Source organism: Streptomyces sp. NPDC004134, from assembly GCF_042874195.1.
Classification (GTDB): Bacteria; Actinomycetota; Actinomycetes; order Streptomycetales; family Streptomycetaceae; genus Streptomyces.
The window spans coordinates 92,096-119,049 of the sequence record NZ_JBIAMS010000004.1 but is presented as its reverse complement, the minus strand read 5'-3'; the positions used below and the strand labels follow the sequence as shown (position 1 = coordinate 119,049).

The 26,954-nt window shown below is 73.3% G+C and carries 22 protein-coding genes and 1 pseudogene; 15 read left to right on the top strand and 8 right to left on the bottom strand.

All coding sequences use genetic code 11. From position 1 onward, the window contains the following. Nucleotides 1-11: 11 nt before the first annotated feature. A complete protein-coding gene (locus ACFYVJ_RS07700) occupies nucleotides 12-2,597 on the bottom strand; it encodes an ABC transporter permease (RefSeq protein WP_388887531.1) in 2,586 nt (861 codons plus the stop codon). 1 nt (nucleotide 2,598) lies between these two features. Next, nucleotides 2,599-3,363, bottom strand: coding sequence for an ABC transporter ATP-binding protein (locus ACFYVJ_RS07695; protein ID WP_125935161.1), 765 nt, complete (start codon nucleotides 3,361-3,363; stop codon nucleotides 2,599-2,601). Nucleotides 3,364-4,067: 704 nt separating this feature from the next. On the opposite strand from ACFYVJ_RS07695, the gene mfd reads away from it, so the two are divergent. After that, complete coding sequence (mfd, locus tag ACFYVJ_RS07690) at nucleotides 4,068-7,622, top strand: transcription-repair coupling factor (protein WP_388887529.1); 3,555 nt, start codon at nucleotides 4,068-4,070, stop codon at nucleotides 7,620-7,622. A gap of 158 nt (nucleotides 7,623-7,780) precedes the next feature. Here the strand turns inward: mfd and ACFYVJ_RS07685 are convergent, their stop codons facing one another. Beyond that, a complete protein-coding gene (locus tag ACFYVJ_RS07685; RefSeq protein ID WP_388887527.1) occupies nucleotides 7,781-8,032 on the bottom strand; it encodes a DUF2191 domain-containing protein in 252 nt (83 codons plus the stop codon). Between the two features lie 97 nt (nucleotides 8,033-8,129). Continuing rightward, the gene (locus tag ACFYVJ_RS07680) at nucleotides 8,130-8,414 is read right to left on the bottom strand and encodes a putative quinol monooxygenase (RefSeq protein ID WP_125935158.1); all 285 of its coding nucleotides are present in this window, start codon (nucleotides 8,412-8,414) and stop codon (nucleotides 8,130-8,132) included. A gap of 195 nt (nucleotides 8,415-8,609) precedes the next feature. Here ACFYVJ_RS07680 and ACFYVJ_RS07675 point away from each other — a divergent pair, with 195 nt between their 5' ends. After that, entirely contained in the window at nucleotides 8,610-9,371 is a 762-nt protein-coding gene (locus ACFYVJ_RS07675; RefSeq protein ID WP_388887526.1) for an N-acetyltransferase, read from the top strand. Between the two features lie 105 nt (nucleotides 9,372-9,476). Continuing rightward, on the top strand, nucleotides 9,477-9,614 hold the full coding sequence (locus ACFYVJ_RS07670) for a hypothetical protein (protein ID WP_388887525.1): 138 nt from the start codon (nucleotides 9,477-9,479) through the stop codon (nucleotides 9,612-9,614). A gap of 46 nt (nucleotides 9,615-9,660) precedes the next feature. Here ACFYVJ_RS07670 and ACFYVJ_RS07665 read toward each other — a convergent pair whose 3' ends face one another. Further along, a complete protein-coding gene (locus ACFYVJ_RS07665) occupies nucleotides 9,661-10,149 on the bottom strand; it encodes a DinB family protein (RefSeq protein WP_388887524.1) in 489 nt (162 codons plus the stop codon). 232 nt (nucleotides 10,150-10,381) lie between these two features. On the opposite strand from ACFYVJ_RS07665, the gene ACFYVJ_RS07660 reads away from it, so the two are divergent. Further along, nucleotides 10,382-11,578, top strand: coding sequence for an epoxide hydrolase family protein (locus tag ACFYVJ_RS07660; protein WP_388887522.1), 1,197 nt, complete (start codon nucleotides 10,382-10,384; stop codon nucleotides 11,576-11,578). Nucleotides 11,579-11,683: 105 nt separating this feature from the next. On the opposite strand, the pseudogene ACFYVJ_RS07655 reads toward ACFYVJ_RS07660, so the two are convergent. Continuing rightward, a pseudogene (locus tag ACFYVJ_RS07655) lies at nucleotides 11,684-12,130 on the bottom strand (ATP-binding protein); the annotation flags it as partial. 1,580 nt (nucleotides 12,131-13,710) lie between these two features. Here ACFYVJ_RS07655 and ACFYVJ_RS07650 point away from each other — a divergent pair. The 3 genes from ACFYVJ_RS07650 to ACFYVJ_RS07640 all read left to right on the top strand — a co-directional run bounded on the left by ACFYVJ_RS07650 (nucleotide 13,711) and on the right by ACFYVJ_RS07640 (nucleotide 15,897). Continuing rightward, on the top strand, nucleotides 13,711-14,556 hold the full coding sequence (locus ACFYVJ_RS07650) for a helix-turn-helix domain-containing protein (RefSeq protein WP_388887520.1): 846 nt from the start codon (nucleotides 13,711-13,713) through the stop codon (nucleotides 14,554-14,556). After that, nucleotides 14,553-14,798 carry a DUF397 domain-containing protein gene (locus ACFYVJ_RS07645; RefSeq protein WP_388887518.1) on the top strand — a complete coding sequence of 82 codons (246 nt, stop codon included), beginning with the start codon at nucleotides 14,553-14,555 and terminating at the stop codon, nucleotides 14,796-14,798. The genes ACFYVJ_RS07650 and ACFYVJ_RS07645 overlap by 4 nt, the downstream gene beginning before the upstream one ends. Before the next feature lie 100 nt (nucleotides 14,799-14,898). Beyond that, nucleotides 14,899-15,897 (top strand): ArsR/SmtB family transcription factor, encoded by a 999-nt coding sequence (locus tag ACFYVJ_RS07640; RefSeq protein WP_388887516.1) that lies wholly within the window; start codon nucleotides 14,899-14,901, stop codon nucleotides 15,895-15,897. On the opposite strand, the gene ACFYVJ_RS07635 is transcribed toward ACFYVJ_RS07640, so the two are convergent. Beyond that, entirely contained in the window at nucleotides 15,884-16,051 is a 168-nt protein-coding gene (locus ACFYVJ_RS07635) for a hypothetical protein (protein WP_388887514.1), read from the bottom strand. The genes ACFYVJ_RS07640 and ACFYVJ_RS07635 overlap by 14 nt on opposite strands. Nucleotides 16,052-16,060: 9 nt before the next feature. Between ACFYVJ_RS07635 and ACFYVJ_RS07630 the strand changes: the two genes are divergently transcribed. The 6 genes from ACFYVJ_RS07630 to ACFYVJ_RS07605 all read left to right on the top strand — a co-directional run bounded on the left by ACFYVJ_RS07630 (nucleotide 16,061) and on the right by ACFYVJ_RS07605 (nucleotide 23,614). Continuing rightward, nucleotides 16,061-16,657: a hypothetical protein gene (locus ACFYVJ_RS07630; protein WP_388887512.1), complete on the top strand. Its 597-nt coding sequence runs from the start codon at nucleotides 16,061-16,063 to the stop codon at nucleotides 16,655-16,657. 74 nt (nucleotides 16,658-16,731) lie between these two features. Next, nucleotides 16,732-18,219, top strand: coding sequence for a family 43 glycosylhydrolase (locus tag ACFYVJ_RS07625; protein ID WP_388887511.1), 1,488 nt, complete (start codon nucleotides 16,732-16,734; stop codon nucleotides 18,217-18,219). Nucleotides 18,220-18,299: 80 nt separating this feature from the next. Continuing rightward, nucleotides 18,300-19,103 carry an HNH endonuclease family protein gene (locus ACFYVJ_RS07620; protein ID WP_388887510.1) on the top strand — a complete coding sequence of 268 codons (804 nt, stop codon included), beginning with the start codon at nucleotides 18,300-18,302 and terminating at the stop codon, nucleotides 19,101-19,103. Continuing rightward, nucleotides 19,091-21,094 carry a hypothetical protein gene (locus ACFYVJ_RS07615; protein ID WP_388887508.1) on the top strand — a complete coding sequence of 668 codons (2,004 nt, stop codon included), beginning with the start codon at nucleotides 19,091-19,093 and terminating at the stop codon, nucleotides 21,092-21,094. The genes ACFYVJ_RS07620 and ACFYVJ_RS07615 overlap by 13 nt, the downstream gene beginning before the upstream one ends. Nucleotides 21,095-21,250: 156 nt before the next feature. After that, the gene (locus tag ACFYVJ_RS07610) at nucleotides 21,251-22,276 is read left to right on the top strand and encodes a glycosyltransferase family 2 protein (RefSeq protein ID WP_388887506.1); all 1,026 of its coding nucleotides are present in this window, start codon (nucleotides 21,251-21,253) and stop codon (nucleotides 22,274-22,276) included. Nucleotides 22,277-22,279: 3 nt separating this feature from the next. Next, nucleotides 22,280-23,614 (top strand): polysialyltransferase family glycosyltransferase, encoded by a 1,335-nt coding sequence (locus ACFYVJ_RS07605; protein WP_388887504.1) that lies wholly within the window; start codon nucleotides 22,280-22,282, stop codon nucleotides 23,612-23,614. Between the two features lie 70 nt (nucleotides 23,615-23,684). Here the strand turns inward: ACFYVJ_RS07605 and ACFYVJ_RS07600 are convergent, their stop codons facing one another. Beyond that, on the bottom strand, nucleotides 23,685-24,833 hold the full coding sequence (locus ACFYVJ_RS07600; protein ID WP_388887503.1) for an acyltransferase: 1,149 nt from the start codon (nucleotides 24,831-24,833) through the stop codon (nucleotides 23,685-23,687). A 171-nt stretch (nucleotides 24,834-25,004) separates the two neighbouring features. Between ACFYVJ_RS07600 and ACFYVJ_RS07595 the strand changes: the two genes are divergently transcribed. Together ACFYVJ_RS07595 and ACFYVJ_RS07590 are read left to right on the top strand one after the other, a co-directional pair. Then, nucleotides 25,005-25,658 carry a SurA N-terminal domain-containing protein gene (locus ACFYVJ_RS07595; RefSeq protein ID WP_388887501.1) on the top strand — a complete coding sequence of 218 codons (654 nt, stop codon included), beginning with the start codon at nucleotides 25,005-25,007 and terminating at the stop codon, nucleotides 25,656-25,658. An 80-nt stretch (nucleotides 25,659-25,738) separates the two neighbouring features. Continuing rightward, nucleotides 25,739-26,953 (top strand): nucleoside triphosphate pyrophosphohydrolase, encoded by a 1,215-nt coding sequence (locus ACFYVJ_RS07590; protein ID WP_388887499.1) that lies wholly within the window; start codon nucleotides 25,739-25,741, stop codon nucleotides 26,951-26,953. The last annotated feature ends 1 nt before the right edge of the window (nucleotide 26,954 follow it).

Genomic DNA, 26,954 nt, shown 5'->3' with positions numbered 1-26,954 from the left:
GCGTACCGCCGCTACTCGGTCGCGATGGCGTTCAGCACGTTCATCCGGCCCGCCCGGAACGCCGGGACCAGCGCCGCGAACAACCCGACGACCGCCGAGCCCGCGAACACCACCCCGATCGTCGGCCAGGGGATGTCGAGCACCTTCAGGCCCTCCAGCGCCAGCAGTTGCTGCGCCGCCGTGCCCCACGCCAGCCCCAGCCCGAGCCCGAGCAGCGCGCCGAACAGGGCGATCACCACCGACTCCAGCCGGATCATCCGGCGCAGTTGCCTGCGCGACAGCCCGATCGCCCGCACCAGCCCGATCTCCCGGGTCCGCTCGACCACCGACAGGGCCAGGGTGTTGACGACCCCGAGGACCGCCACGATGATCGCCAGCGCCAGCAGCCCGTTGACGAGGTTGAGCATCTGGCCCACCTGGTCCTTCAGGGTCTGCTTGAAGTCCGTCTGGTCGCGCACCTGGTACTGCGGGTACGGGTCCATCAGCTCCTTCAGCGAGGCGTACGCGGCCTCCTCCTGGCCGTCCTTCGCCTTGCCGAACATGATGTCGTCGAACGGCAGGTCGCCGGCCTTGACGTAGTCCCGGGCCGTGGTCAGGTTCAGATACGCCGCACCCGAGTCGAGCGTGGTCTCGGAGGAGGTGACGGCGCGCAGCGTCAGCTCCGCGGTGCCGCCGTCGGCGAAGTCGACGGTGAGGGTGTCGCCGAGCTTCAGCCCGTGGTCCTTGGCGAAGTCCTCGCCGACGGACATGCTGTCCTTCTTGTAGGCGTCGGCCAGGTCGCCGCGCACGGTCTCGGTCCTGAGGTCCTGCGCGTACGTCGCGGAGGCGGCGGTCAGGCTGTACTCCTCGACGGTCTTGCCGTCCGGCAGCGTCAGGTCCGCGTCGAGCGCCTTGTAGTGCGTCACGTGCTCCATGTGCGGGGCCTCGTCGAGGACCTTCGCGGCCTCCGGGACGATCGGCTGGCCGCCGTCGGCCTGGATGATGAAGTCGGCGCCCACCGACTTGTCCAGCTCCTCCGTCGCCGAGGCGACCATGGAGGACCCGACCACCGACAGGCAGGCGACCAGGGACAGGCCGATCATCAGCGCCGAGGCGGTCGCCCCGGTGCGCCGCGGGTTGCGCAGCGCGTTGCGCTCGGCCATGCGGCCCACCGGGCCGAAGATCCGCAGCACGCCGGCCGCGAGAGCCCGTACCAGCAGACCGGCCAGCACCGGCGCGAAGACGATGAAGCCCAGCAGGGACAGCAGCACGCCGCCCGCGAGGTACATCGCGCCGTCGGCGGCCTCGTCGACACGGGTGGTGAGGAAGAGCAGCCCGCCGCCGCCCGCGGTGAGCAGCACGCCCAGCGTGGTCCGTACGGCACCCGCCTTGCGGTCGCCCGGCGTGCCGGCCTCGCGCAGCGCGGCCATCGGCGAGACCTTGCCCGCCCGGCGGGCCGGCAGCCACGCGGCGAGCACGGTGACGACGACGCCGAGGACGATGCCGACGACGGGCGTGGTGGCGTTGATCGTCAGGTCGGCGGTGTTGAGCTCCATGCCGACCGCGCCCATGAGCTTCATCAGCCCCACGGCGATGCCGATGCCCGCGCCGACGCCGAGGACCGAGCCGATGACGCCGAGGAGCAGCGCCTCGACGAGCACCGAGCGGTTGACCTGGCGGCGGCTCGACCCGATGGCCCGCAGCAGCCCCAGCTCGCGGGTGCGCTGGGCGACGAGCATCGAGAAGGTGTTGACGATGAGGAAGATGCCGACGAGGACGGCGATGCCGGCGAAGCCGAGCATGGCGTACTTCATGACGTCCATGAAGCTGCCGAGGTCGTTCTTGTTCTCCTCGACGACCTCGTCCTTCGTCTGCACCTTGAGGGGCTCGGCGGAGTCGGCCACGGCCTTCTGGACATCGGCCTTCAGCGCTTCGTTGGAGACCCCGGCGTCGGCGGTGAGGTTGACCGAGGAGAAGACGTCCGGCTTGCCGAGGAGCTTCTCCTGCGCGGTCGCGGTGTCGAAGTAGACGATCGTCGCGCCCGGGTTGGTGATCTTGAAGGTGGCGATGCCGACGACCTCGGAGGTGAACGAGCCGGGGGCGGCGATCGTACGGATCTTGTCGCCGATCTCCACGCCGTGCTTGTCGGCGGCGTCGGCGTCGATGACGACCTCGGTGGGGCCGCGCGGTTCGTGGCCCGAGGTGATCTCGGTGGTTTCGAGCTCCAGCCGGTCCCAGTTGGTGCCGATGGTGGGGGCGCCGGTGGTGGAGCCGAGGTTGTCGTTGTCGGCGTTCGCGACGGTGATGGCGTCGTTGGACACCTCGCCGTCGACGGCCTTGACGCCGTCGACCTTCTCGACCCGCGCCAGCTCCGCGGCCGGCATCGTCGGCTGCGGCTTGCGGCCCCACTCCCCGTCGTCGTTGTCCGCGGCCTCGGGGCTGACGCGGACGTCGGAGGCGGACGCCTTGAAGAGCCGGTCGAAGGTGGTGGTCATGGTGTCGGAGAAGACGAGGGTGCCGCACACGAACGCCACCGACAGGACGACGGCGACCGCGGACAGCGCCATGCGTCCCTTATGGGAGAAGAAGTTGCGCATGGAGGTCTTGAGGACGGTCATCTCAGGCCACCCGGCCCCGCGCGTCGAAGGACTTCATCCGGTCGAGGACCTGCTCGGAGGTCGGGTTCCACATCTCGTCGACGATGCGGCCGTCGGCGAGGTACAGGACGCGGTCGGCGTAGCCGGCGGCGACCGGGTCGTGGGTGACCATCACGATGGTCTGGCCCAGCTCGTCCACGGAGCGGCGCAGGAAGCCGAGGACCTCGGCGCCGGCGCGGGAGTCGAGGTTGCCGGTCGGCTCGTCGCCGAAGATGATCTCCGGGCGCGAGGCGAGCGCCCGCGCCACCGCGACGCGCTGCTGCTGGCCGCCGGAGAGCTGGCTCGGGCGGTGCTTGAGCCGCTCGGCCAGGCCCACGGTGCCCACCACGCGCTCCAGCCACTCGCGGTCGGGCTTGCGGCCCGCGATGTCCATGGGCAGCGTGATGTTCTCCAGGGCGTTGAGGGTGGGCAGGAGGTTGAACGCCTGGAAGATGAAGCCCACGCGGTCGCGCCGCAGTTGGGTCAGCTTCTTGTCCTTCAGCCCGGTGATCTCGGTCTCGTCGATCCAGATGCGGCCCGCCGTGACCGTGTCAAGGCCGGCGAGGCAGTGCATGAGGGTCGACTTGCCGGAGCCCGAGGGCCCCATGATGGCGGTGAACTGGCCCCGGGCGATGTCCACATCGACGTTGTCGAGAGCGAGGACCCGCGTTTCCCCCGAGCCGTACGCCTTGGTCACCTGTCGCGCTCGTGCGGCGACGGCCGTGCGCGCCGCTACAGCCGTAGTCACTGTCGTGTCTCCTTCGTCTGTGGAACCGCCCCAGCGGAACCTGTTCGCGCCGCTGCTGCGGCGCTGTTTCGTCGTGAGTACGAGTCTCGTGAGCGGGGGCCGGGAAATCCCTGGTGCCTGGCGCCGTATCCGATGTGGGGATATCCCCACCCCGTTCCTGGGGAAGGACCCCCCGCCCGGCCCGTCGTCTCCCTCGTCGACCCGCCTGACCAGGCTAGATAGCCCCACGGGCGGTCCCGTCGGCCGGACGGAGGAGCCCGCCCCTGCTTTCCGACGGGGGCGGGCCCCTAGGGGTGCGCGGGGGCGGTACGGGCCGGAGGTCGGGGTTCCGCGGCGGCACCTGCGGCTTCGGGCTGGGGGCGGTGGGGCTGCGGGGGCGGCGGGGGTGGCGTAGGTGGCGCGCGGGGTACGGGGCCGGGACGGGCGCGGATCGAGGGCCGGCGCGGCGGGGGGCGGCCGGGCGCGGGCACCGCGGGCACCCGGCACCGCGGGCACCCGGCACTCTGGGCGCCCGGCACTCTGGGCGCGGGGTGACCGGAGGCGCCCGCCGCGGTGGCGGTCCTGCGGCTTGGGCGCCGGGTGTCGGCGGGGCGTCGTACGCTGGACACCCCCGGGGCGTCCGCCGCCTCGGGCTGTTCGCGTTGCCCGCGGCGCCTGCCGCCTGCCCACCCACCCAGTACCCAGCCACCCGGAGCGGATGCCCCATGAGCCTGTACGGCCTGCTCGACGCCGTCGTCCGCGACCCCGCGCTCGCCGAGGCGGTGACCGCCGCGGAGGGCGGCGCGCGGCCGCAGGTCGACCTCGTCGGCCCGCCCGCCGCCCGCCCCTTCGCGCTCGCGGCGCTCGCCGCGCGTACCCGGCGCCCGGTGCTCGCCGTCACCGCCACCGGCCGCGAGGCCGAGGACCTGGCCGCCGCCCTGCGCTCGCTGATGCCGCCGGGCCGCGAGGACGCCGTGGTGGAGTACCCGGCGTGGGAGACCCTGCCGCACGAGCGTCTTTCGCCCCGCTCCGACACCGTCGGCCGCCGCCTCGCCGTGCTCCGCCGGCTCGCGCACCCGGACCCGGACGACGCGGCCGCGGGCCCCGTCTCCGTCGTCGTCGCGCCCGTACGCTCCGTGCTCCAGCCGCAGGTCAAGGGGCTCGGCGACCTCAAGCCCGTGGCGCTGCGCAGCGGCCGGTCCGCCGACCTGGAAGAGACGGTGCAGGCGCTGGGGGCGGCCGCGTACAGCCGGGTGGAGCTGGTCGAGAAGCGCGGCGAGTTCGCGGTGCGCGGCGGGATCCTCGACGTGTTCCCGCCCACCGAGGAGCATCCCCTGCGGGTGGAGTTCTGGGGCGACGACATCGAGGAGATCCGCTACTTCAAGGTCGCCGACCAGCGCTCCCTGGAGGTCGCCGAGCACGGCCTGTGGGCGCCGCCGTGCCGCGAGCTGCTGCTGACGGGCTCCGTCCGGGCCAGGGCCGCCGACCTCGCCGTACGGCACCCGCAGCTCGGCGAGATGCTGGGGAAGATCGCCGAGGGCATCGCGGTGGAGGGCATGGAGTCCCTGGCGCCGGTCCTCGTCGACGACATGGAGCTGCTGCTCGACGTGCTGCCCGCGGGCAGCATGGCGGTGTCCTGCGACCCGGAGCGGGTGCGGACCCGCGCCGCGGACCTCGTCGCCACCTCGCAGGAGTTCCTCCAGGCGTCCTGGGCCGCCTCCGCGGGCGGCGGCGAGGCGCCGATCGACCTGGAGCTGCTGGGCCGGGCCTCGCTGTGGGGCATCGCCGACGTCCGCGAGCACGCGCGCGAGCTGGGCATGATGTGGTGGTCGGTCAGCCCCTTCTCCGCCGACGCGGAGCTGGAGGACGACACGCTGGAGCTGGGCCTGCACGCCCCCGAGGTCTACCGGGGCGACACCGCCCGCGCGCTCGCCGACACCAAGGGCTGGCTAGCCGACGGCTGGCGCGTGGTCTACCTGACCGAGGGCCACGGCCCCGCCCAGCGCACCACCGAGGTCCTCGGCGGTGAGGGCATCGCCGCCCGCCTCGACGCGGACCTCACCCCCGACACGCTCGCCCCCTCTGTCGTGCACGTCTCCTGCGGCGAGCTGGACCACGGCTTCGTCGCCCCCGGCCTGCGCCTCGCGGTGCTCACCGAGACCGACCTGTCAGGACAGAAGGCCGCCGGCCGCGAGGGCGCCCGGATGCCCGCCCGGCGGCGCAAGCAGATCGACCCGCTGACCTTGACGGCCGGCGACTACATCGTGCACGAGCAGCACGGCGTGGGGCGCTACCTGGAGATGGTGCAGCGCACGGTCCAGGGCGCCACCCGCGAGTACCTGCTGGTGGAGTACGCCCCCGCCAAGCGCGGCCAGCCCGGCGACCGGCTGTACATCCCCACCGACCAGCTCGACCAGGTCACCAAGTACGTCGGCGGCGAGGCCCCCACGCTGCACCGGCTGGGCGGCTCCGACTGGGCCAAGACCAAGTCCCGGGCGAAGAAGGCCGTCAAGGAGATCGCCGCCGACCTCATCAAGCTCTACTCGGCGCGCATGGCCGCCCCCGGCCACGCCTTCGCGGGGGACACCCCGTGGCAGCGCGAGCTGGAGGACGCGTTCCCGTACGTGGAGACGCCGGATCAGTTGTCCACCATCACCGAGGTGAAGGAGGACATGGAGAAGCCGATCCCCATGGACCGCCTCGTCTGCGGCGACGTCGGGTACGGCAAGACGGAGATCGCGGTGCGGGCGGCGTTCAAGGCGGTGCAGGACGGCAAGCAGGCCGCCGTCCTCGTACCGACGACGCTCCTGGTGCAGCAGCACATGGGCACGTTCTCCGAGCGGTACGCCCAGTTCCCCGTGGTGGTGCGGGCGCTGTCGCGGTTCCAGACGGACACCGAGGCCAAGGCCGTGCTCGACGGGCTGCGCGAGGGCTCGGTGGACGTCGTCATCGGCACGCACCGGCTCTTCTCGTCCGACACCCGGTTCAAGGACCTGGGCCTGGTCATCGTGGACGAGGAGCAGCGCTTCGGCGTGGAGCACAAGGAGCAGTTGAAGAAGCTGCGCGCCAACGTCGACGTACTGACGATGTCCGCCACCCCCATCCCGCGCACGCTGGAGATGGCCGTCACCGGCATCCGCGAGATGTCGACGATCACCACCCCGCCGGAGGAGCGGCACCCGGTGCTGACCTTCGTCGGCCCGTACGAGGACAGACAGATCGGCGCCGCCATCCGCCGCGAACTGCTCCGCGAGGGCCAGGTCTTCTACATCCACAACCGGGTGGAGTCCATCGACCGCGCCGCCGCCCGGCTGCGGGCGGCCGTGCCGGAGGCGCGGGTCGCCACGGCGCACGGGCAGATGTCGGAGTCGGCGCTCGAGCAGGTGGTGGTCGACTTCTGGGAGAAGAAGTTCGACGTGCTGGTCTCCACGACGATCGTGGAGAACGGCATCGACATCTCCAACGCCAACACCCTCATCGTCGAACGCGGCGACACCTTCGGCCTCTCGCAGTTGCACCAGTTGCGGGGCCGCGTCGGCCGCGGCCGCGAGCGGGGCTACGCGTACTTCCTCTACCCGCCGGAGAAGCCGCTGACGGAGACCGCGCACGAACGCCTCGCCACCATCGCGCAGCACACGGAGATGGGCGCCGGCATGTACGTGGCGATGAAGGACCTGGAGATCCGCGGCGCGGGCAACCTGCTGGGCGGCGAGCAGTCGGGCCACATCGCGGGCGTCGGCTTCGACCTCTACGTCCGGATGGTCGGCGAGGCCGTCGCCGACTACCGCGCGACGCTGGAGGGCGGCGCGGAGGAGGCGCCGCCGCCGGAGGTCAAGATCGAGCTGCCGGTCGACGCCCACGTCCCGCACGACTACGCCCCGGGCGAACGGCTGCGCCTGGCGGCGTACCGCGCGATCGCCTCGGTGACGTCGGAGGACGACATCCGCGCGGTCCGCGAGGAACTCACCGACCGCTACGGCCCCCTCCCGGAGCCGGTCGAGAACCTCCTGCTGGTGGCGGGCCTGCGCATGCTGGCCCGCGCCTGCGGCGTCGCGGACATCACCCTGCAGGGCACCCGCATCCGCTTCAGCCCGGTGTCGCTGCGGGAGTCGCAGGAACTGCGGCTGAAGCGGCTCTACCCGGGCGCGGTGGTGAAGCCGGCGCTGAACCAGATCCTGGTGGACCGCCCGAAGCCGAAGCAGATGGGCGCCCAGCCGCTGAAGGGCCGCGAACTGCTGGCGTGGGTCGGCGAACTGCTGACGACGATCCTGGATTCGTAGGGGGCGTGTCGCGCGGACGCGTTCCCAACGGCATCACGGGAGGTGCCGGCTGGGGCTGCGAACGTCCACCGCGATGCGCGCTGACCCCGCTCCCGCCTCGGGCCTCCGGCACACGGCGCCGCCCGCCTGCCATGCGGGCACGTGGACGGCGGGGGTGATCACGCCCGCTCACCGTAGGACATGTCGCGGATCTCCTCCCAGCCCATACCGCGCACGCCCGGCCGCAATCCGTAGCCCGTCACATCGGCGTCTCGCAGGGTGAATGCAGGACGGGTGGCTTGCTCGTCGGGCACGGCGCGCAACTCTTGCCCGGCGACGGGCTTGAGTGTGGTCCATTCGTGCCGCGCCGCACGGTGCGCCTCGGTCAGCAGCATGTCGGAGATGTCGACGGTCGTCCTCGACTGGCTCATTCCGCGACTGTGCCACGCATGATGGCGTTCCGTGTCGGGCCATCACCCCGTGTGCGGGTGTGCGGATTGCCGTGGACCGGCGCCGGTGCGGCCTCCGCTACGGGGCCTCGATGCCGGAGATGCGGTACTTGTGGACGTCGGCGTCGAGGATGCGGACGGACTGGTCGGCGTCCGGGCCCGTGCCGCGGAAGCGGAGGACGTCCTCGTCGGTCTCCCACCGCTCGTAGACGTTGATCCGGTCCGCCTCGACGGGGTCGGGGGAGAGCGCGAAGTCCAGGCAGCCGGCGGCGGCGCGTGCCTGGGTGACGACGTTCGCGCAGCCGGCCAGGTAGTCGTCCCGTCCGGCGGCGTCGACTCGCAGCATCCCGGCGATGATGATCATGGTGTTCTCTCCGGCTCTCGGTGCAGGGGTGTGTCGTGGATACAGACCACCGCGGCCCGCAGGATTCATCGGGCTGCCACGCCGCCGCTACGCCCGCCGCCTCCGGACCCCCGGCGCGCCCCCGGACCTCCCGGCCCCGCCCCGGCCCGTTTAACCCCGGCGTCCGGGTCCCGCCCGTCGCTACACTCCGCCCGCATGGAGCCCATCCGCGTCACCAGCCTCGCCGAACGCCCGGAACTCCGCGCCCGGCTCTGGGAGATGACGGATTCCTGGCCCGAGTTCATGACCCACGACCACGTCGCGAACGCCCTGCACGAGCGGATCGCCGAGGTCTTCCCCGAGCACGTCCACGTCGGCACCGACGAGTCAGGCGCGGTGGTCTCCCGCGCGTTCGCCGTGCCGTTCGCGCTGCGCGGCCCGGGCCGGGACGGGGCGCTGCCGGGGCGGGGCTGGGACCAGGTGCTGGTCTGGGCGTTCGAGGACAAGCGGGACGGGGTCGAGCCCGACACCGTCAGCGCCATCGAGGTCGCCGTCGACGCGGGCCGCCAGGGCGGCGGGCTGTCGGCGGTCATGCTCGGCGCGATGCGTACCGCCGCCGCGGAGCGCGGCTTCTCCGAGGTCGTCGCCCCCGTACGCCCCAGTGCGAAGCACCTCGAACCGCACACCCCGATGTCCGAGTACGCCGCCCGCGTACGCGACGACGGCCTCCCGCACGACCCCTGGCTGCGCGTCCACGCCCGCGCGGGCGCCACCCTGGCCGCCCCCGACCCGGTGGCCCCGGCCTCCATGGTCATCGCCGCCCCCCTTCCGCAGTGGCGGGAGTGGACGGGCCTCCCCTTCGACAAGGAAGGCTGGACGACGGTCCCCGGCGCCCTCACCCCGGTCCGCTGCGAACCGGCCCACGACTGGGCGGTCTACGTGGAGCCCAACGTCTGGGTCCGCCACCACCTGGGCTGAGGACGTCCCCCGCGCGGGGTGCCGCTTTCCGGTACGCCTGCGTGCCTGGTCCGACTCCGCTCCATGTTCCGTCGTCGCACAGGCCGCCACGGCAGACTCGGAGGGATGGACATGCGCGCTGCCGAAACGGTCTGCCCGAGGACGCCGGAGGCCATACTCCACGCCCTGGAACGCAAGCCGGAGTGGCCGGAGTCCTTCCAGCAGGAGTGGATGGCCGCGGCCGCCGACGTCACCACCGCCTGAGCGGCACTCACGAGCGGCTCCACGCCCCACCCGCCCCGCGCGCCGGTCAGCGGCCCGTCGCGCCGTCGATCTGCTCGCGGAGGATGTCGGCGTGGCCCGCGTGCCGGCCCGTTTCCTCGATCATGTGCGTCAGCGCCCACCGCACGCTCGGTGCCTTCCCGACCCGCCCCGGTACCTGCGCGCCCAGGTCCGTGCAGTCGTCGAGCACCCGGTTCGCGCCCGCCACCGCCTCGCGGTAGTCCGCCACGACCTCCGCCACGGTCGACGCCGCCGGGGCCTCGAACGTCGACGGCCAGTCGGTGACCCGCTCGCCCAGGAACGTCGCGCGTTCGACGTGGGTGAGGTGGTGCAGCAGGCCCAGCAGGTTCGTACCCGACGGGACTCCCGCCGTCCGCACCTGCGGTTCCGGCGCCGACTCGACCTTCGCGGCGATCGACGTGCGCAGGTAGTCGAGGAAGCCGCGCAGCGTCTCGGCCTCCGTGGCTCCGGTACGGGGCGGCGGGGTGTCCCTGCGGCGGGATGCGGCGGTTGCCATGGTGTGTCCTGCCTTTCGGCGGTCGGCGGTCGGCGGTCGGTGGCCGGCGGTCGGCGGTCGGCGGTCGGTGGCGGTCGGTGGTCGGTGGTCGGCGGGGGGTACGCCGGCCGGTACGCCGCCAGTCTCCGCACCCCCGCCCCGTCCCGCGAAAAACCTTGCCGTTCCGGCAAAGCCCCCGTGCCCGTAACGGAGGAACCGAAGCCGCCCGGAACCCGGCGGTAAGGTGCGTCGCATGCCGGATGCCCCGTCCCGCCCCGAGCCGTTCACCCCGCGCACCGAGCCCGCGGCGCTGGACGACCTCCGCGCGAGGCTCCGCGCGACCCGCTGGCCGGACGCGCCCGAGGACGCCGGCTGGTCGATGGGCACCGACCTCGGCTATCTCCGTGAACTCACCGGCTACTGGGCGGACGGTTTCGACTGGCCGGCACAGGAGGCGGCGCTCGCCCGGCTGCCCCGCTTCCGTGTCCGGCTCGGCGGCCTGGGGATCCACTTCGTGCACGTACGGGCCGCCGCGCCACCCGCGCCACCCGCGGGGGCCGCCGCCCCCGCCCTGCCGCTCGTCCTCAGCCACGGCTGGCCCGACTCCTTCTGGCGCTACACGAAGGTCATCCCGCTCCTGACCGATCCCGGCGCGCACGGCGCCGACCCCGCCGACGCCTTCGACGTCGTCGTCCCCGACATGCCCGGCTACGGGTACTCCGGCCATCCCGCCGGCCCGCCCCTCGACTCCATCGCCGTCGCCGGCCTGTGGGCCGAACTCATGGACGTCCTCGGCTACGCACGCTTCGGGGCGGCGGGCGGCGACATCGGCAGCCACGTCAGCCGCTACCTCGCGCTCGACCACCCCGACCGGGTCGTCGCCGTCCACCGCACGGACGCGGGCGTGCCCGTCCCGCCCGGCGACCCGGCGGACCTCGCCCCCGAGGAGCGCGCCTGGTTCGAGTCGGTCGCCGCCTGGGGCGCGAGCGAGGGCGCGTACGCCGCCATGCACCGCACGAAGCCCCAGACCGCCGCCTTCGGGCTCGCCGACTCACCGGCCGGGCTGGCGGCATGGATCGTCGAGAAGCTCCGGGCGTGGAGCGACTGCGACGGCGACGTCGAGCGCTCGTACACGAAGGACGAGATCCTCACCAACGTCACGCTCTACTGGCTGACGAACACGATCGGCTCGTCGATGCGCATGTACCGCGCGAACGGCGCGATCCCGCCCGCGCAACTCGCCCGCCGCGTCGAGGTGCCGTCCGGCTTCTCGCTCTTCCCCGGCGACATCGCCCGCCCACCGCGGGCCTGGCTCGAACGCACCGCGAACGTCGTGCGGGTGACCGAGCCGGCGCGCGGCGGGCACTTCGCGCCGTTCGAGGAGCCGGAGCTGTACGCGGAGGAGCTACGCGCCTTCTTCCGCCCGTACCGGGCGGCGGCGACGGGCTGAGCCCCCGTTGCTCCCGGACTCCGGCTGCTGCTCCGCCAGCGCGTCGGGCTGTCGACGGGCCGCCGTCGCGTCCCGATGGGGGAGTGGGGCTGCCGCGTCCCCGCGTAGGTCCAGCTCGGCGCGGACCGTCTTGCCGACCGGCGCCCGGTCCAGCACCGCCCACCGGTCGGCCAGTTCGTCGACGAGCAGCAGCCCGCGCCCGCCTTTCCCCTCCGGTACGGGCATCGCCCCCACCTGCTCCGGCCCCGGCGGCCGCCGCCGTCCCCGGGCGTCGGAGACCTCGATCCGGACGGCCTGCCCGAGGAGCGAGAGCCGCAGCTCGAAGTCCCGCCCGGGTACGCGGCCGTGGGTCACGGCGTTCGCCGCCAACTCGGCGACGATGGCGGCGGCATCGCAGACGGTGGCGGTCTGCGGGACACCCCAGGAGTGGAGCTGCACGATCGTGAGATGCCGCGCCAGCCGCGCCCCGAGCGGGGTGGAGCTGAAGCGCTGACTGAACATACGTACGGTGACGGGCGGGGGCAGCGGGTGCGGTGCGGAGAGTGCGGTCATGCCCTCGAATCTGGCCTGGGGAAGAGGTGGTTATCCAGGTCAGGCGCATGTACGTGCCGAACGGTACAACGCGGCGGGACGGAAAGTACCTGCCACTACCCGTAACCGTGAGGGAGGACGGCGCGGTTCGCCGGTTACTCACCGAGTGAATCGCCCGTGGCGCAACCGGGACGGCGAATGCAAGCATGCCCGGCTCACCACCGCCCATGCCGACGAACTCCGGTTTCCAGGACGGACGGGTGCTCGTTCGATGCGTGAGACGGGGCGGCGGACGCGGCGGCGGACGGGGCGGAGACGCGGCGTAGGACGGGGCGGAGACACGGCGGGGGGCGGGACGGGGGCGGACGGGGACGGCGGACGGGGGACGGCGGACGGCGGACGGGGGACGGGGGACGGGGTGCTCGGGGGCGTGGTGATTCGGTCGGGTCGATCGGCCCGCTCGTGATCGGCTGCTCGTGATCCGCGCGCTCGTCGGCCTGCTCGTGCCCTCACGCCCGCCGAAGGGACTGCCTGCTCGTGGTCGGCCCACTTGTGCTCTCACGCCCGCCGATGTGACTGGCTGCTCGTGGTCGGCCCACTTGTGCCCTCACGCCCGCCCAAGGGTATGCGCCTGGTCTGACAGTGGGGGTGCGGTGGGGTGTTGAGCTGGTACGTGGTGGCTGTGCAGAGCCGGGTGCGGGGGTACGGCGTCGGGGTGGCGGTCGTGCGTGGGGTGGTCGGTGTGCGGGGGAGCCGAGTCGGGGTGGGCGGTGTCGTTGGGGCTCCCACCGGGCCACCCGTCTCTTGAGTGTGCGGGCCTGCGTCCGGTGTCAAGGGCGTCCCTTCCGCTTCGCTTCAGGGACGTCGCTTCGCGATGGGGCTTCGCCCCACCCTTGACACCGGACTCCGGCCCGAAAGACCGGCGGCTATGGGTGGCCCGGAGGGAGCGGCGTCCCTTGAAGGGGCGTACGGATCGGTCATCCCGCGACGGGGGCCGACCCACCGGAGCCGGGCTGCCCCGTGCGCGGACGGCCCCGGCGCCGGTGGCCCACCCGGGCCTCCTACACCCGCGGCTCACACGGCTCGTGTGCGGGTGGCCGACGCGGTTCCTGCGCCGGTGGCTTACGTCGCCCGCCCGTTCCGGGGCCAGCTTGGCGTCCTCGCACGTGACTTACGGAGTCGGCCTCCCGCCGACTTGTCCGCTGGCCACGGTCGGGTGTTCGCCGCTGGCTTTGGGCTGGGTGTGGGAGCGGGGGTGGCAGTGGAGGGGCGAAAGTCGGCCTGGGTGGGGTGTTTTGCCTGGGTTTGTGATCTCGTTACGGTGAGTTTGTGTCGGCGGCGCGCGTTCCGGGGCTGCCTTGATGGCTGCCGGCGGGCGGGTGCGCCTGGAGGGGCGAAGTCGGCGCTGAGGGCCTGATTCGGGGCGGATTGGGGGGTGTTACCGCGAGTTACGACCCGAATTCTCCGCTTGGGTGCCGCGGCCCGCCCGCGTACGTGTCCAACTGTACGGAGGGGTGGGGATAGACAGCGACGGTTACTGTACGTAACGATCTGTGTGCACGGTGTTCAAGGCGGGCCGGGTGAGTGGGAGGTGGCCACTGATGGCCGGGGATGCGGGCGGGCCGAGTGGGCTGGGCAGTGAACCGGAGTCGTCGGACAGCATGAGGACCTTCGGGGCGGTGGTCCAAGCGCTGCGAGAACACGCGGGGTTGAGCCGCGAGCAGCTCGGTGAGCACGTGCGGTACTCGAAGCACACGGTGGCGTCGGTCGAAGGCGGCCGCCGGATGCCACCGCCCGACTTCGTAGAGCGGGCCGAGCCCATCCTCGGGGACACGGGTGTACTGCGCAGGTCCGTGCCCCACGTGGTGCGCAAGCCGGGTCTGGCGCGGTGGTTTCGGGCCTGGGCTGGGTTGGAGAGGGAGGCGATCAGTCTTTATACGTACGAGTGCCGGCTGATCCCGGGGTTGCTGCAGACGGAGGCTTACGGCCGGGCCCTGTTCGCAAGTCACCTCCCGCCTCTGCGTGACGAGGAGATCGAAGCCGCATGGGAAGCACGATCGGAGCGACAGCACCTGCTGCGGGAGCTCCCGAACACCGCGTTCAGCTTCATCCTGGAGGAGCATCTGTTCCTGCGCCGAACGGGCGGGACGGAGGTCGCCCGCGAGCAGATTGACGCTGTCCTGGCGATCGCAGAGTTGCGGAACGTCGAGATCCAGGTCATGCCGTTGGCGCGGGATGCGCACCCCGGGCTGGGCGGCCCAATGCAACTGCTTGAGACCGCTGACAATCAGTGGTTCGCCTACAACGAGGGCCAGGAAAGCGGTCAGTTGATCTCCGACCCAAAAGTGGTCAGCGTGCTTCAGCGGCGGTATGCCAGGATGTGCGCGCAGGCTCTCAACCCCGAGGACTCCCTGAGCCTGTTGCAGCGGATTCGAGGAGATCTATGAGCCCCTCTGACCTGGCATGGTTCAAGTCCAGCTACAGCAGCAGCAGTTCGGGAGACTGCATCGAGGTCGCCGTCTCCTGGCGCAAGTCCAGCCACAGCAGCGGCTCCGGCGACGATTGCGTCGAGGTTGCCGCCTGCCCGACGGTTGTCCATGTCCGTGACTCCAAGGACAAGGCCGGGCCCCAGCTCGCCTTCACCCCCGGTGCCTGGGCCGACTTCGTCGCCTTCGCGCGGGGGCTCTGACCCGCCTTCAGCGTGACCCCCGTGGCGTACGGGGCGGTGTGAACGGGAAGTTGCCGTGCAACTTTGGCCGTGCGTCGCACGTCTCATCCACGGGGGAATCATGCTGCACATTGAGTTCACTTCTGCCGACCTCAACCGGCTGCGGTCGGCCGGGGACGTCAGTCCCATGTGGGAAGTCGTCCTCAGCCTGCAGGCGTTGCAGACCGCGCACGCCGCGCTCGCGCTGGATCCGTGGCGGCGGCGGGTGCGGGGTGACCTGGTTGCCGCCGGGCTGGGGGAGACCCTCGGGGCGTTACAGCGGCTGTGTCCCGAGGCCGCGTACTTTCCGGACTTCCTGACGCCCAGCCCCGGCGGTGGCAGGACGCTGGATGCCGAGCTGGAGCAGGTGCTGCGGACCCCGAAGGCCCAGTTGCGCAAGGAGATCGGGCTCCTCTGCGACAGTGGCCGGCCACCCCGTGGCGTACGGCGGTTGGCCGACGGGGATCCCGGCGCGCTGCGGCGGCTCGGGGATGCGGTGCGGCGGTACTACGCGGTGGCCGTGGCGCCGTACCGCGAGGCGATCCGGTCCGCTGCCGCCGCCGATCGGCCCGTACGGGCCGAGGCCGCCCTGCGTGAGGGGGCGGAGGGGCTGCTGGCCAGTTTCGCGCCCGAAATGACCTGGCGCGGCGACCGGCTGGAGTGTGCGTACCCGGTGAGCAGGGGCTTCGCCCTCGACGGGCGGCCGCTGACGCTGATCCCCTCGTTCTTCTGCACCCGCACCCCCGTCGCCCTCGCCGACCCCGAACTGCCGCCCGTGCTCGTCTATCCGCTCACCCCCGCGCCCGGGTGGCTGCCCGCCCCCGAAGGAGCGGAAACCCACGTTCACGGTGGCGACTCGCTCGTCCGGCTCATCGGCAGCACGCGCGCCCGCGTGCTTGAAGTCCTCGACCGGCCGATGTCCACCGGCCGCATCGCCGACGCCCTCTACGTCGCGCCCGCCAGTGCCAGCCGGCACGCCGCCGTCCTGCGCGAGGCCGGGCTCGTACGGTCCGAGCGGCGCGGGCACTGCGTGCTGCACCGGCGTACGGACCTGGGGGAGGCTCTGCTCAGCGGCGGGTGACGGCGTCGTCCGCCGCCCCGTTCAGCACCGAGTCCAGCAGGCCCGGGAACCGCGCGTCCAGGTCGTCCCGCCGCAGCCGCACCAGCCGCGTCCGGCCCTGCACCGTCGTCCAGGTCACGCCCGCCTCCCGCAGCACGCGGTAGTGGTGGGACATCGTCGTCTGGTGTACGTCGAGGCCGCCGCCGATGGCGTTGCAGCGGCGCTGCTGGCCGTGACGACGCTGGCCTTCCTCGGTACGTACACGCTCTACACCTACGTCGCCCCCGCCCTGCGCGACGCGACCGGCGGCGACGAGGCGCTGCTGACACCGGTCCTGCTGGCCTGGGGTGTCGCGGTGCTGGCCGGGAACGCCGCCGCCGGGCGGCTCGTCGACCGCCGCGACCCCGCGCGCGTCCTCACCGGGCCGCTCGCGCTCGCGGTCCTCGCGCTCGCGCTGACCCCCCTCGCCACCCGCGCCCTCATACCCGCGCTCCTCTGGGCCGCGGTCTGGGGCGTGGCCGTGGGCTTCGTCGTCGTGCCGCAGCAGCACCGGCTGGTCGCGCTCGGCCCGGCCGCCGCGCCGATCCTGCTCGGGCTCAACTCCTCGGCGCTGTACGCGGGGATGGCGCTCGGCGGCGGGCTGGGCGGGCTGGCGCAGGAGTGGTTCGGGCTGAGCCCCGCGGGGCTGGGCCCGGTGGCGGCGGTGGTCACGGGCGCGGCGCTGCTGTGGCATCTGGGTACGTCACGGACGCGGACGCCGCGACGGGTTGTACAACGTTGAAATCTCCGCTACAAACCTCGTGACACCCTCCTGCGCACCACACCCCCACAGGCATCGCACGGAAGGTACGCACCGTGACCCACGCCGTACGCAGACTCCGCCGCCGGCCCTGGCCGGCCCTGGCCGCGACGCTGCTCGCGGTCGCCGTGGTGGCCGGCCTCGGCCCGGCCGCCGCCGACGAAGCCCCGCCGCCCGAACGTACCGCGGCCGCCGCGGCCGACCCCGCCGCTGCCGACCCGAAAGCCGCCGGACGGTTCCGCAACCCCGTCAACACCGGCGCCGACCCCACCCTCGTCACCCACCAGGGCAACTACTACGTCGCCACCACCCAGGGCGACGCCATCCGCATGTGGAAGTCCCCCTCCGTCGCGACCCTCCTCACCGCCTCCCCGCACGAGGTCTGGCGCGACAGCGACCCCTCCCGCAACCAGCAGATCTGGGCCCCCGGACTCCTCCAGGACGGCGGCCGCTGGTACCTCTACTACACCGCCAGCGACGGCAACGACGCCGCCCACCGCATGTACGTGCTGGAGTCCGAGGGCAGCGACCCCCTCGGCCCGTACCACTTCAAGGCCAAGGTCGCCGACTCCGGCAACGACCGCTGGGCCATCGACGGCGAGCCCTTCCGGCACGACGGCAAGCTGTACTTCGCCTGGAGCGGCCAGCGCGACGACGGCGTCGGCAACCAGCTCTTCGTCGCCCCCATGGCCAACCCCTGGACCCTCTCCGGCGGCCGCGTCCACCTCCCCGCGGACGGCAACTGCCCGGAGGTGCGCGAGGGCCCCACCCCGCTCCACAACTCCGCGGGCCGGCTCTACCTCACGTACTCCGCCTGCGACACCGGCAAGCCCGACTACGCGATCTGGGCCAAGTCCCTCGCCCCCGGCGCCAACCCGCTCGACCCCGCCGCCTGGCGGCAGGAGCCGGGCCCGATGTTCTCGCGCAACGACGGCGCGGGCGTGTACGGCCCCGGGCACCACTTCTTCTTCAAGTCGCCCGACGGCAGCCAGGACTGGATCGCGTACCACGCGAAGAACACGACGACGTACACCTACAGTTGGCGCACCACGCGGGTGCAGAAGATCGGCTGGACCGCCGACGGCCGCCCCGACCTCGGCACCCCCGTCGCCGCGGGCGCGACCATCGACCTGCCGGCCGGCGACCCGGGCCCCGGCACCACGGCTCTCAACGACACGGACCCGCAGGTGACGTACACCGGCAACTGGAACTCCGGCAGCGGCTGCGCCGTGCAGTGCTTCTGGGGCAACGACCACTGGAGCGCCGAGCCCGGCGCCACGGCCACGTTCCGCTTCACCGGCACGCGGCTGGCGCTGCTGTCGGTCAAGGACACCGGCAACGGCATCGCCGCGATCTCCGTCGACGGCGGCGCGGAGCAGCGCGTCGACTACTACGGCAGCCCGCGCGTCGGCGAGCAGGTGCAGTGGGTGAGCCCGGTGCTGCCGCGCGGCGAGCACACGGTACGGATCCGGGTGACCGGCGAGAAGAACGCGAACTCGGGCGCGGCGTTCGTGTCCGTCGACCGGGCGGAGGTCTATCCGTAAGCGGCCCTCCGCGGGCGGCGGTTAGCATGCGGAGCCGGGGCCCGGCCGGGGTCCCGGCTCCGACGTGAAGTGCGAGTGCCGTGATACGAATACGCCGCCTGCTGCCGCCGCTCCTCGCCGCCGCCTCGGCCGCGGCCTTGACCCTGACCGCGGGCTGCGAGATCGCGGAGGACGGGGCGGACGAGCCACCCGCCGACAACGCCCCCGCGAGCCCGGGCAGTCCGGGCACCCCCGGGGCTCCCGGCAGCGGCACCTCCCCCCTCGACAACCCCGACGGCACCGCCCCCGGTCTGGCCTCCCTCACCACCGCCGCCGACCGCGATGCCGCGCTGCGCGTCATCGACCGCCTGGCCACCGGGAGCCGCGGCTCCGGTTCCGGTTACGACCGCGACGAGTTCGGCTACGCCTGGATGGACACCGCGAGCGGCGTGCCGCTGGCCGGCAACGGCTGCGACACCCGCAACGACCTGCTCCGCCGCGACGGCCGGGGCGTCCGGATGCAGGACGGCGACGACTGCGTGGTGGAGGCGATGGAGCTGGCGGACCCGTACGCGGGCAAGGACATAGCGTTCGAGCGCGGCCCGTCCACCTCGATGGACGTGCAGATAGACCACGTGGTGCCGCTGTCGTACGCGTGGCAGATGGGCGCCGGGAAGTGGCCGGAGGACAAGCGGAGGCAGTTGGCGAACGACCCGCTGAACCTCCTCGCGGTCGACGGCGACACCAACTCCTCGAAGGGCGACTCGGGACCGGAGTCGTGGCTTCCGCCGGCCGAGGGGATCCGCTGCGCGTACGGCGTACGGTTCGCGCAGGTCGCGCTGAAGTACGAACTGCCGGTGACGACGGCGGACAAGGAGACCCTGCGGGAGCAGTGCGGGACGTGACGCCCGGCATGTGGGAGGGGCTGGAGGACGCCGGCTGGGCCGGGCTGCGGCACAACTACGGCACCGCCGAGGACGTGCCCGGGCTGCTGCGCCGCTGCGCCGGGGCGGAGAGCGCGGACGTGGACCAGGCGGCGTACGACCTGGAGAACGTGCTGTTCCACCAGGGCGGCTGGATCTGCCCCGCCGCCCCGGCCGCGCTGCCCTTCCTGCTCCGGCTCGCCACCGCGCCGCAGGTGCGGTGCAGGACCGCGGTGCTGGATCTGGTCGCGATGCTCGCGGCGGAGGCGGGGCGGGTGGAGGAGCGGTTCCTGGCGCCCGGCTGGCCGGCCGCGTGGGACCGGGAACTGCCCGGCGTACTCGCGCTGCTGACCGACCCGGACCCGGGGATCCGCCGCGCCGTGGCCGGTATCGCGGGCGCGTGCGCCAGTCCCGGCGCGGTCCTGCTGCCCGCGCTGCTGGACCGCTGGCGTTCGGAACCCGACCCGGTGAGCCGGCTCGACCTGGTGCTGGCCCTCGGCCAGGCGCGTACGCGCGAGCCCGTCGGCGACCGCCACGACGAGGCCGGCGCCCTGCTGCACGCGCTGCTCGGCTCCCCGGAGCCGCAGGTGCGCCTCGCGGCCGTGCACGCGCTCGCGGCCGGCGACCCGGGGTTCGCGGCCGGGCGGCGGGAGATGCTGCTGGCGGCGGTACGGGACCCGAGCGTGGCGCTGTGGCGGCAGAGCAGCACCCTGGAGAGCGGGGCGCAGGGCGTCCAGGCGTGGACCGCGGGGCTGTTCCCGGGGGCCTCACCCGCGTTCACGCTGGGCCTGCTCGCCGACCACCCCGACGCGGAGCAGCGGGCCGGCGCGCTGGCGGTGGCCGGCGGACTGCTGGCGCGGTGGCGCTCGCCGGGGGCGGCGCTGCTGCCGGCGCTCGCCGGGCGGCTCGCCGATCCGGACGCCGAAGTGCGGTACCGCGCCGTAGAGTTGCTGGCCTGCCTGGGGCCGCAGGCGGCGGATCACGCGGATGCGGTGGCCGGGCTGCTCGGCGACGGGGCCGCGCGGCCTGACGCCCGTACGGGCGAGACCGTCGGCGACACCGCCCTGTGGGCCCTGGCCCGGATGAACGACCCGCGCTGCCTGCCGGGCCTGGCCGAGCACATCGCGGGGACCCGCACCGGCTTCGCCGCGGTGTCCGCGCACCACGGCGGCATCCGCGGCCGGCACTGGCCGGTGCTCCCGGCCCTCCACGAGGTGCTGGCCCGCCTCCCAGGCCACGGGGAGACGCTGCTGCCCGCGATCCGCGACCGCCTCGCCACCACGGCGGACCCCGCCGCCGACAAGGGCACGCTCACCCGGCTCTGCGACGTCCTGGCCGCCTGGGGCCCGGCGGCGGCACCCGCCGTGCCCCACCTGCTCGACCTGCTACGGAACGACGAGACCTGGCCCGCGGCGGCGAAGGCCCTCGCCGCCGTCGGCCCCGCCGCGCACGCGGCACGCGAACCCCTTCTCGCACGGGCCGACGCGGCCGTCACCGGCGGCCACGCCGCACTCGCCGCCTGGGCCCACTGGAAGACCGGCGGCGACCCCGTCCCCGCCCTGCGGCTCCTCGCCCCCGCCGCCGGCGACCGCTTCCCCCGCCACACCCTGCGCAGGCTCGCCGACCTCGGCCCCCACGCCGCCCCCTGCGTCGACGTGCTGCGTCCGCTGCTGACCGCCGCCGACCCGTGGACGAGCGTCGAGGCCGCCCACGCCCTGTGGTCCGCCACCGGCGACACCGACGACACCGTCCCGGTACTCCTGCGGGCCGTACGGAACCTGCCCGCGGGAACGTACCTCCCCGTGACCCTCCCCGCCGTGCACTACCTCACCCGCATCGGGCCCCCTGCCCAGGACGCCGCACGGCTCCTCCGCGACCTCCCTGACCGCCGCCTGCACCACAACGGCGCCTGGCGCGCCTTCACCGAGGACGAGGACATCCGCCACGCGGTCGCCGGACTCCTCGCCGGGTGACAGGCCGCCCCTATCGCGCCGCGCGGCGCGGGGCGAGGCGGCGCCCCCGTACGAAGCCGGAGAAACGGCACACGTTTGCCCATCGGGCACCGAGAATTCACCCGCTGGCCTCCTCGGCGGCAACCGCTTAAACAGTCGCACGCTTAGCCTTGCGAAGTGCCCAAACTGTCGGTCATCGTGCCCTTTCACAACGTGCAGGACTTCGCCCAGGACACCCTGCGCAGCCTGGCCCGCAACGCCCGCTCCGACCGGGAGTTCATCCTCGTCGACGACTGCTCGACGGATGCCACCCCGCAGATCGTCGACCGCGCCGCGCGGACGCTCCCCGGTGCACGGGTGGTCCGGCACGAGACCAACCAGGGCATCGCCCGGGCCCGTAACAGCGGCATCGACGCCGCCAGAGGCGACTATCTGACGTTCCTCGACGGCGACGACTGGTACGCGCCGGGATACCTGGACGACCTCATCGCCGCCATGGACCGGTACGGCACCGACTTCGTGCGCGTCGACCACGTGCAGTCCAACGGGCGCGACCGCGTCGTGCGGCGCGCGCCCGCGCGGCGCCGCGACACGATACTCGCGGCCCGCGACGGCATCGGTCAGGCCAACCTCGAAACGATGGTCGACTACCCCTTCGTCTGGGCCGGCATATACCACCGCCGTCTGTTCAAGGACGGCGCCGGGCGCTTCGCCGCCGAACTGCGCACCGCCGAGGACCGGCTGTGGACGTGGATGCTCCACCTGACCGCCGAGACGTTCGCCGTCACCGGGCTGCTCGGGGTCTTCTACCGGCGCGGCGTCAAGACCTCCCTCACGCAGATCAGCGACGACCGCCAGCTCGACTTCATCCCCGCGCACGACGCGATGCTCGCCGCGGTCCTCGCCGACCCGGACGCCGACCGGTTCCTGCCCAAGGCCGTACGGACCTACTGCGCGCTCATCGCCTTCCACCGCGGCAACTCCGAACGCCTGGAGCCGGGCCTCGCCAGACGCCTGGAGCGCGCCTCCGCCGAGGCGCTGCGGCGGATGCCGCAGGACGTGCTGGAGGAGACCCTGCGCGGCATGGACGAGCAGCGCGGCCGCATGCTGCGCCAACTGCGCGCGTCGGGGCGGGGGAAGCCCGGGAAGCCGGGCGGGCAGGGCACGCAGGACAGTACGGGAAAGCCGGAAAGGGTCGCCTGAAACGTGCACGAGCACCGCACCCAGATCTTCGAGGTCTCCACGCTGTACGGGGCGGCGACGCTCGCCGCCGCGCTCGACGCCGGGCAGTTCGGGCCGCGCTCCGGCGCCCGCCGCATCCTGCTCGTCGCCAACAACGCGGCCGTACCCGAGACCGCCGTCCAACTGTCCGAAATGCACGGATGGACGCCGGTTTCCGCCCGCTTCGACGAGGTACTGGACTACAACCACGAGATCCGCCCGCACCACCCCGCGGCCTGGCACCCCAAGGGCGGCGACGTGCCGCTGCTCCAGCGGCTGCTGCGGCGCGCCTGGGACCTGGGCGACGGGCCGCTCGACCTGGTGGTCGAGTCGGTGACCGCGCCGCCCGCCAAGGCGCTCGTCGCGATCTTCGCCGACGCCGACGTGCACGTGTACGCGGACGGGCTGATGAGCTACGGCCCGACCCGCGAGAAGCTGCCGCAGCACGTGGCCTGCCGGGTGCAGCGGCTGCTGCACCTGGACCTGGTGCCGGGGCTCGAACCGCTGCTGCTCACCGAGTACGGGGTGCCGGCGGAGGTGGTGCCGAACGAGGCGTTCCGCGCGGTGCTCGACGAGGTGACCGCCGCCACGCCCACGGGAGACCACGGGACGGGCGAGGGCGACGGCGAAGGCGCGCCCACCGCCGTGCTCCTGGGCCAGTACCTCGCCGCGCTCAACATCCTCAGCCAGGCCGAGGAGGAGGCGCTGCACGAGCGCATGCTGCGCGGCGCCGCCGCGGCCGGCCACCGCGCCGTCCTCTTCAAGCCCCATCCCACCGCCCCCGCGCGCTACTCCACGGTGCTCCAGAAGGCCGCCGCGGACGCGGGCGTCACGCTGACGGTGCAGGAGGAGCCGATGCTGGCCGAGGCGCTGTACGGCACGCTGCGCCCGGGGCTCGTCGTCGGCTGCTTCTCCACGGCGATGCTCACCGCGGCCACCCTGTACGGCATACCCGTCGCCCGCGTCGGCACCGAGACGCTGCTGGAGCGGCTGACCCCGTACCAGAACAGCAACCGGATCCCCGTCACCATCGTGGACTCCGCCGTCCCCGAACTGGGCGGCCCCGACCGCCCGGCGCGCGACGCCACCCAACTCGCCGGGCTGCTCACGGCGGTGGGGTACTGCATGCAGGCCGACAACCACGCGCGGCTGCGCCCCGGTGCGCAGGAGTGGCTGGCGGTGTACCTGGACGCGTCCACCCGGCCGTACTTCAAGCGCAAGCGGCTGACGGCGCTGCGGCTGCCGGGCGGCAACCTCGGCCGGGTCCCCAACGCCCGCAGGGCGCTGGGGAAGGTGCGCAGGGCGCTGACGAAGCCGTAGCCGCGCAGGCGGTGAAGGGGAGGCCGTACGGGCGCCGCAGCGCTCGTACGGACACCCGGCCCCCGGCCCGCTACCCCAGCAGCCGCCGCAGCCCCAGCCGCTGCCACAGCAGCGCCACGCCGAAGGACAGCACGACGCTCGCCGCCCATATCCCGGCCGTGAGCGACACCGCCTCCGCGCGGCCCAGGTCCGCCGACACCAGCGGCTCCGCCAGCGTCCTGATCACCATGAGGTGCACGAGGTACGCCCCGAACGCGGCCCCCGCGACGTGCTTCAGCGGGGAGCGCCACCGCTCCGGCACCCGCACCCGGGTCAGTGTCAGCAGCACCGCGCCGGTGAAGACGGCGACCAGCACATGCGCGTTGGGGATCACGTACTTCACCTGCGTCTGGTAGAGCAGCACGCCCAGCATCGCCGCGGTCGCCGCGCCCAGCCACAGCGCGCGGATGCCGCGTCCGCTCCGCGGGCGCAGCGAGAACAGCAGGGCGCCTCCGGCCGCGTACACGAGCGAGTAGACGCCGAAGCCCCAGCCGAACGAGGGCGTGCCCGAGTCCGCCATCCGGCCCGCGTCGGCCAGCAGGCCGGGGCCGAGGGCGAAGCAGAGGAGCACCGCGCCGAGCCACCAGGGGCGCCGTCCCGCGCGCAGCAGGACGACGAAGCCGAGAAGGAGGACGACGGGGACGTACGCGTACAGGTACCAGAGGTGGTAGGCGGGGCGTACGGTCCCGAACGCGGCGTCCACCGCCAGGTCCCGCAGGGGGTCCTCGTTCGTGTCCTGGAGCCTGCCCCACAGCAGATAGATGACCGTCCACACGGCCATGGGGACGACGATGCGCACCATGCGCTGCGCGAGCCGCCACCCGTCGCGCGGGGGCGCGCCGACGAGGACGGCCCAGCCGGCGATCGCGAAGTACATGGGGACGGCGAACCGGCTGATCGCGTCGGCGATCATGCCCGCCCAGTACACGGCCGCACCGTTCGCCTCCTGGCGGCCCACGGCGTCGATGAACTCCGAGCCGGTGTGGCCCAGGATGACGCCGCAGGCGCAGAGCAGCCGGATGAGGTCCACGTCGTAGCGGTGTCCTGGCCGCCGTGCGGGCGAGGGGGCAGCCTCTGGCGCGGCGGGATCCGGGGCCGCGGCGGGTTCCGGTGCGGCGGTGCGCTTCGGCGGGGAAGTGGAGGCGGCTGCCGGCTGCGTCGGCACGTCGGATACGGTCACTGCCGAACCTTCTTGTGCCGCGGTGTACGGAACATGAATGACGGCCGAACAGAACGGCCGAACAGACAAGTCATGCCTTGGCAGTGGTGGCGCCGGCCACCCGTTGCATAAGATCGTGATCCGTATCACGAAGTGGCACGCCGCCGCAGGAAAGCCGCCCAGGAGGCCGCCATGCGCAGGACAGCGCTCGCCGTAACCGCCGCCGCGTTCATCGCGGCCGTGCCGCTGCTCAGCTCGTGCAGCGGCGAACCGCGCGCGGGAGCCGCGGCCGTGCTCGGCGACGACGAGCGCATCACGGTCTCGCAGGTGCAGAACCGGGTCGCCGAGGTGCGCGACGCGCAGAACGACAGCCCCCAGGCCGACGAGATGATCGACCAGAGCGGCGACCTCAGCGTGGACACGCTGAACACGATGCTCCAGGGCCGGGTCATCGAGCAGGCCGCGGAGAGCCACGGCGTGACCGTCCCCCGCGGCGAGGTGCAGCGCACGCGCCAGGCCGAGGCGCGGTCCGTCGGCGGCGAGAAGCAGCTCGAGGCCATGTACGTCCAGCAGTTCAGCATCCCGCCGGAGGGCCTGGACACGCACTACAAGCAGCAGCTCATGGTGCAGGGGCTGGTGGAGAAGCTGGGCATCAACCCGCAGACGCAGGAGGGCCAGGCGCGGCTCGGCGGGGTGCTGGTCGAGGCGTCGAAGGACCTGGGCATCGACGTCAGCCCGCGGTTCGGCACGTGGGACAACGAGCAGGTGCGCCTGGGGAAGGCCGACACCCCGTGGATCAAGCAGGTCAGCGCCACCGCCGAGGACGGCGCTCTCCCCCAGCAGTGAGCGCGCGCCGCGGGGCGTAGATCCGTCGTTCCACGGCCGCCGGTGCCGGGCTGTCGGCGGCGTCGGTTACGGTCGGGGACGTGACCGGCCGAATCGTCCTGCTGACCACCACCCACCGCATCGCTCCCGGGCTGCTGTCCTGGCCCGCGTGGGAGGCGCTGCGCGGCGCCGACCGCGTGCTCTGCGCCGACGCCGCGCATCCGCAGGTGCCGTATCTGCGGGAGGCGGGCGTCGAGGTGGAGACCGCCGTGCCCGATGCCCGCGAGCTGGTCGACGCCTGCGCCGGGGGCGCCACCGTCGTCGTGGTCGCCGCGGCGGACGGCGAGCCCGGGCTGACGGACGGCCTCGCGCGGCTGGCGGGCTCGGGGCGGGTGGAGATGCCGTCGCTGGAGCTGCTGCCCGGTTCGTACGACGTGCCGGGCGCCCGGCTGATCGACGTGGTCGAGGTCATGGACCGGATCCGGCGCGAATGCCCCTGGAGCAGCGGGCAGACGAGCGCGGGCCTGGCGGCGCACAGCCTGGAAGAGGTCTACGAGCTGGTCGAGGAGATCGAGTCCGGCGACCTGCAGGCGGTCCGCGAGGAGCTGGGGGACGTGCTGCTCCAGGTCGTCTTCCACGCCAGGATCGCGGAGGAGGACTCCGAGGAGCCCTTCTCCATCGACGACGTGGCGGGCACGCTCGTGGAGAAGCTGGTCCGCCGCCATCCGCACGTCTTCGGCGACGCGGTGGCCGAGACCCCGGCGGACGTGAAGGCGCACTGGCTGCGCGAGAAGGCCATAGAGAAGCGGCGTACGTCGGTCACGGAGGGCGTGCCCCTGGCGCAGCCGGCGCTGTCGCTGGTGGCGAAGCTGGCGGGCCGTGCCCGCACGGCGGGGCTGGCGGTGCAGGCGCCCGGCGGGGCACGGGCCGGGCTCGGCAACGGCGCTCCGCAGGCCGAGGGGAACGGCGTCCGCAAGGACGGGGCCGCCGTACGGGACGGCAGCGGCACCGCCGCGCCGGCGGGCGATCCGGTGGCCGGGTTCGGCGCCGAACTGCTCGCGCTGGCGCTGCGGGCCGAGGCGCAGGGCGTGGAGCCGGAGACGGCGCTGCGGGCCGCGGCGCGCACGTACCGCGAGGCGATCCTCGCGGCGGAGCAGGCGGGCACGGCGAAGCCGGCCACGGACGGCGGCGGCACCGGCACGTACGACGCCGCGGGGCCGACCACTGCCGAAGCTCCGCCCGGCACGAACGGCCGGGCTCCGGAGGACTCCGGCGCCTCCGACGGGCCGTCCGCCGGTTCCTCCGGCGCGCGCTGAC

Excerpts from the sequence above, each read along its gene's own strand:
- ACFYVJ_RS07640 (WP_388887516.1), top strand. The coding sequence starts at position 14,899 with ATGCTGCACATTGAGTTCACTTCTGCCGACCTCAACCGGCTGCGGTCG.
- ACFYVJ_RS07685 (WP_388887527.1), bottom strand. The coding sequence starts at position 8,032 with ATGAGCCAGTCGAGGACGACCGTCGACATCTCCGACATGCTGCTGACC.
- ACFYVJ_RS07645 (WP_388887518.1), top strand. The coding sequence starts at position 14,553 with ATGAGCCCCTCTGACCTGGCATGGTTCAAGTCCAGCTACAGCAGCAGC.
- ACFYVJ_RS07680 (WP_125935158.1), bottom strand. The coding sequence starts at position 8,414 with ATGATCATCATCGCCGGGATGCTGCGAGTCGACGCCGCCGGACGGGAC.
- ACFYVJ_RS07660 (WP_388887522.1), top strand. The coding sequence starts at position 10,382 with ATGCCGGATGCCCCGTCCCGCCCCGAGCCGTTCACCCCGCGCACCGAG.
- ACFYVJ_RS07635 (WP_388887514.1), bottom strand. The coding sequence starts at position 16,051 with ATGTCCCACCACTACCGCGTGCTGCGGGAGGCGGGCGTGACCTGGACG.
- ACFYVJ_RS07665 (WP_388887524.1), bottom strand. The coding sequence starts at position 10,149 with ATGGCAACCGCCGCATCCCGCCGCAGGGACACCCCGCCGCCCCGTACC.
- ACFYVJ_RS07650 (WP_388887520.1), top strand. The coding sequence starts at position 13,711 with ATGGCCGGGGATGCGGGCGGGCCGAGTGGGCTGGGCAGTGAACCGGAG.
- ACFYVJ_RS07675 (WP_388887526.1), top strand. The coding sequence starts at position 8,610 with ATGGAGCCCATCCGCGTCACCAGCCTCGCCGAACGCCCGGAACTCCGC.
- ACFYVJ_RS07700 (WP_388887531.1), bottom strand. The coding sequence starts at position 2,597 with ATGACCGTCCTCAAGACCTCCATGCGCAACTTCTTCTCCCATAAGGGA.
- mfd (WP_388887529.1), top strand. The coding sequence starts at position 4,068 with ATGAGCCTGTACGGCCTGCTCGACGCCGTCGTCCGCGACCCCGCGCTC.
- ACFYVJ_RS07670 (WP_388887525.1), top strand. The coding sequence starts at position 9,477 with ATGGACATGCGCGCTGCCGAAACGGTCTGCCCGAGGACGCCGGAGGCC.
- ACFYVJ_RS07595 (WP_388887501.1), top strand. The coding sequence starts at position 25,005 with ATGCGCAGGACAGCGCTCGCCGTAACCGCCGCCGCGTTCATCGCGGCC.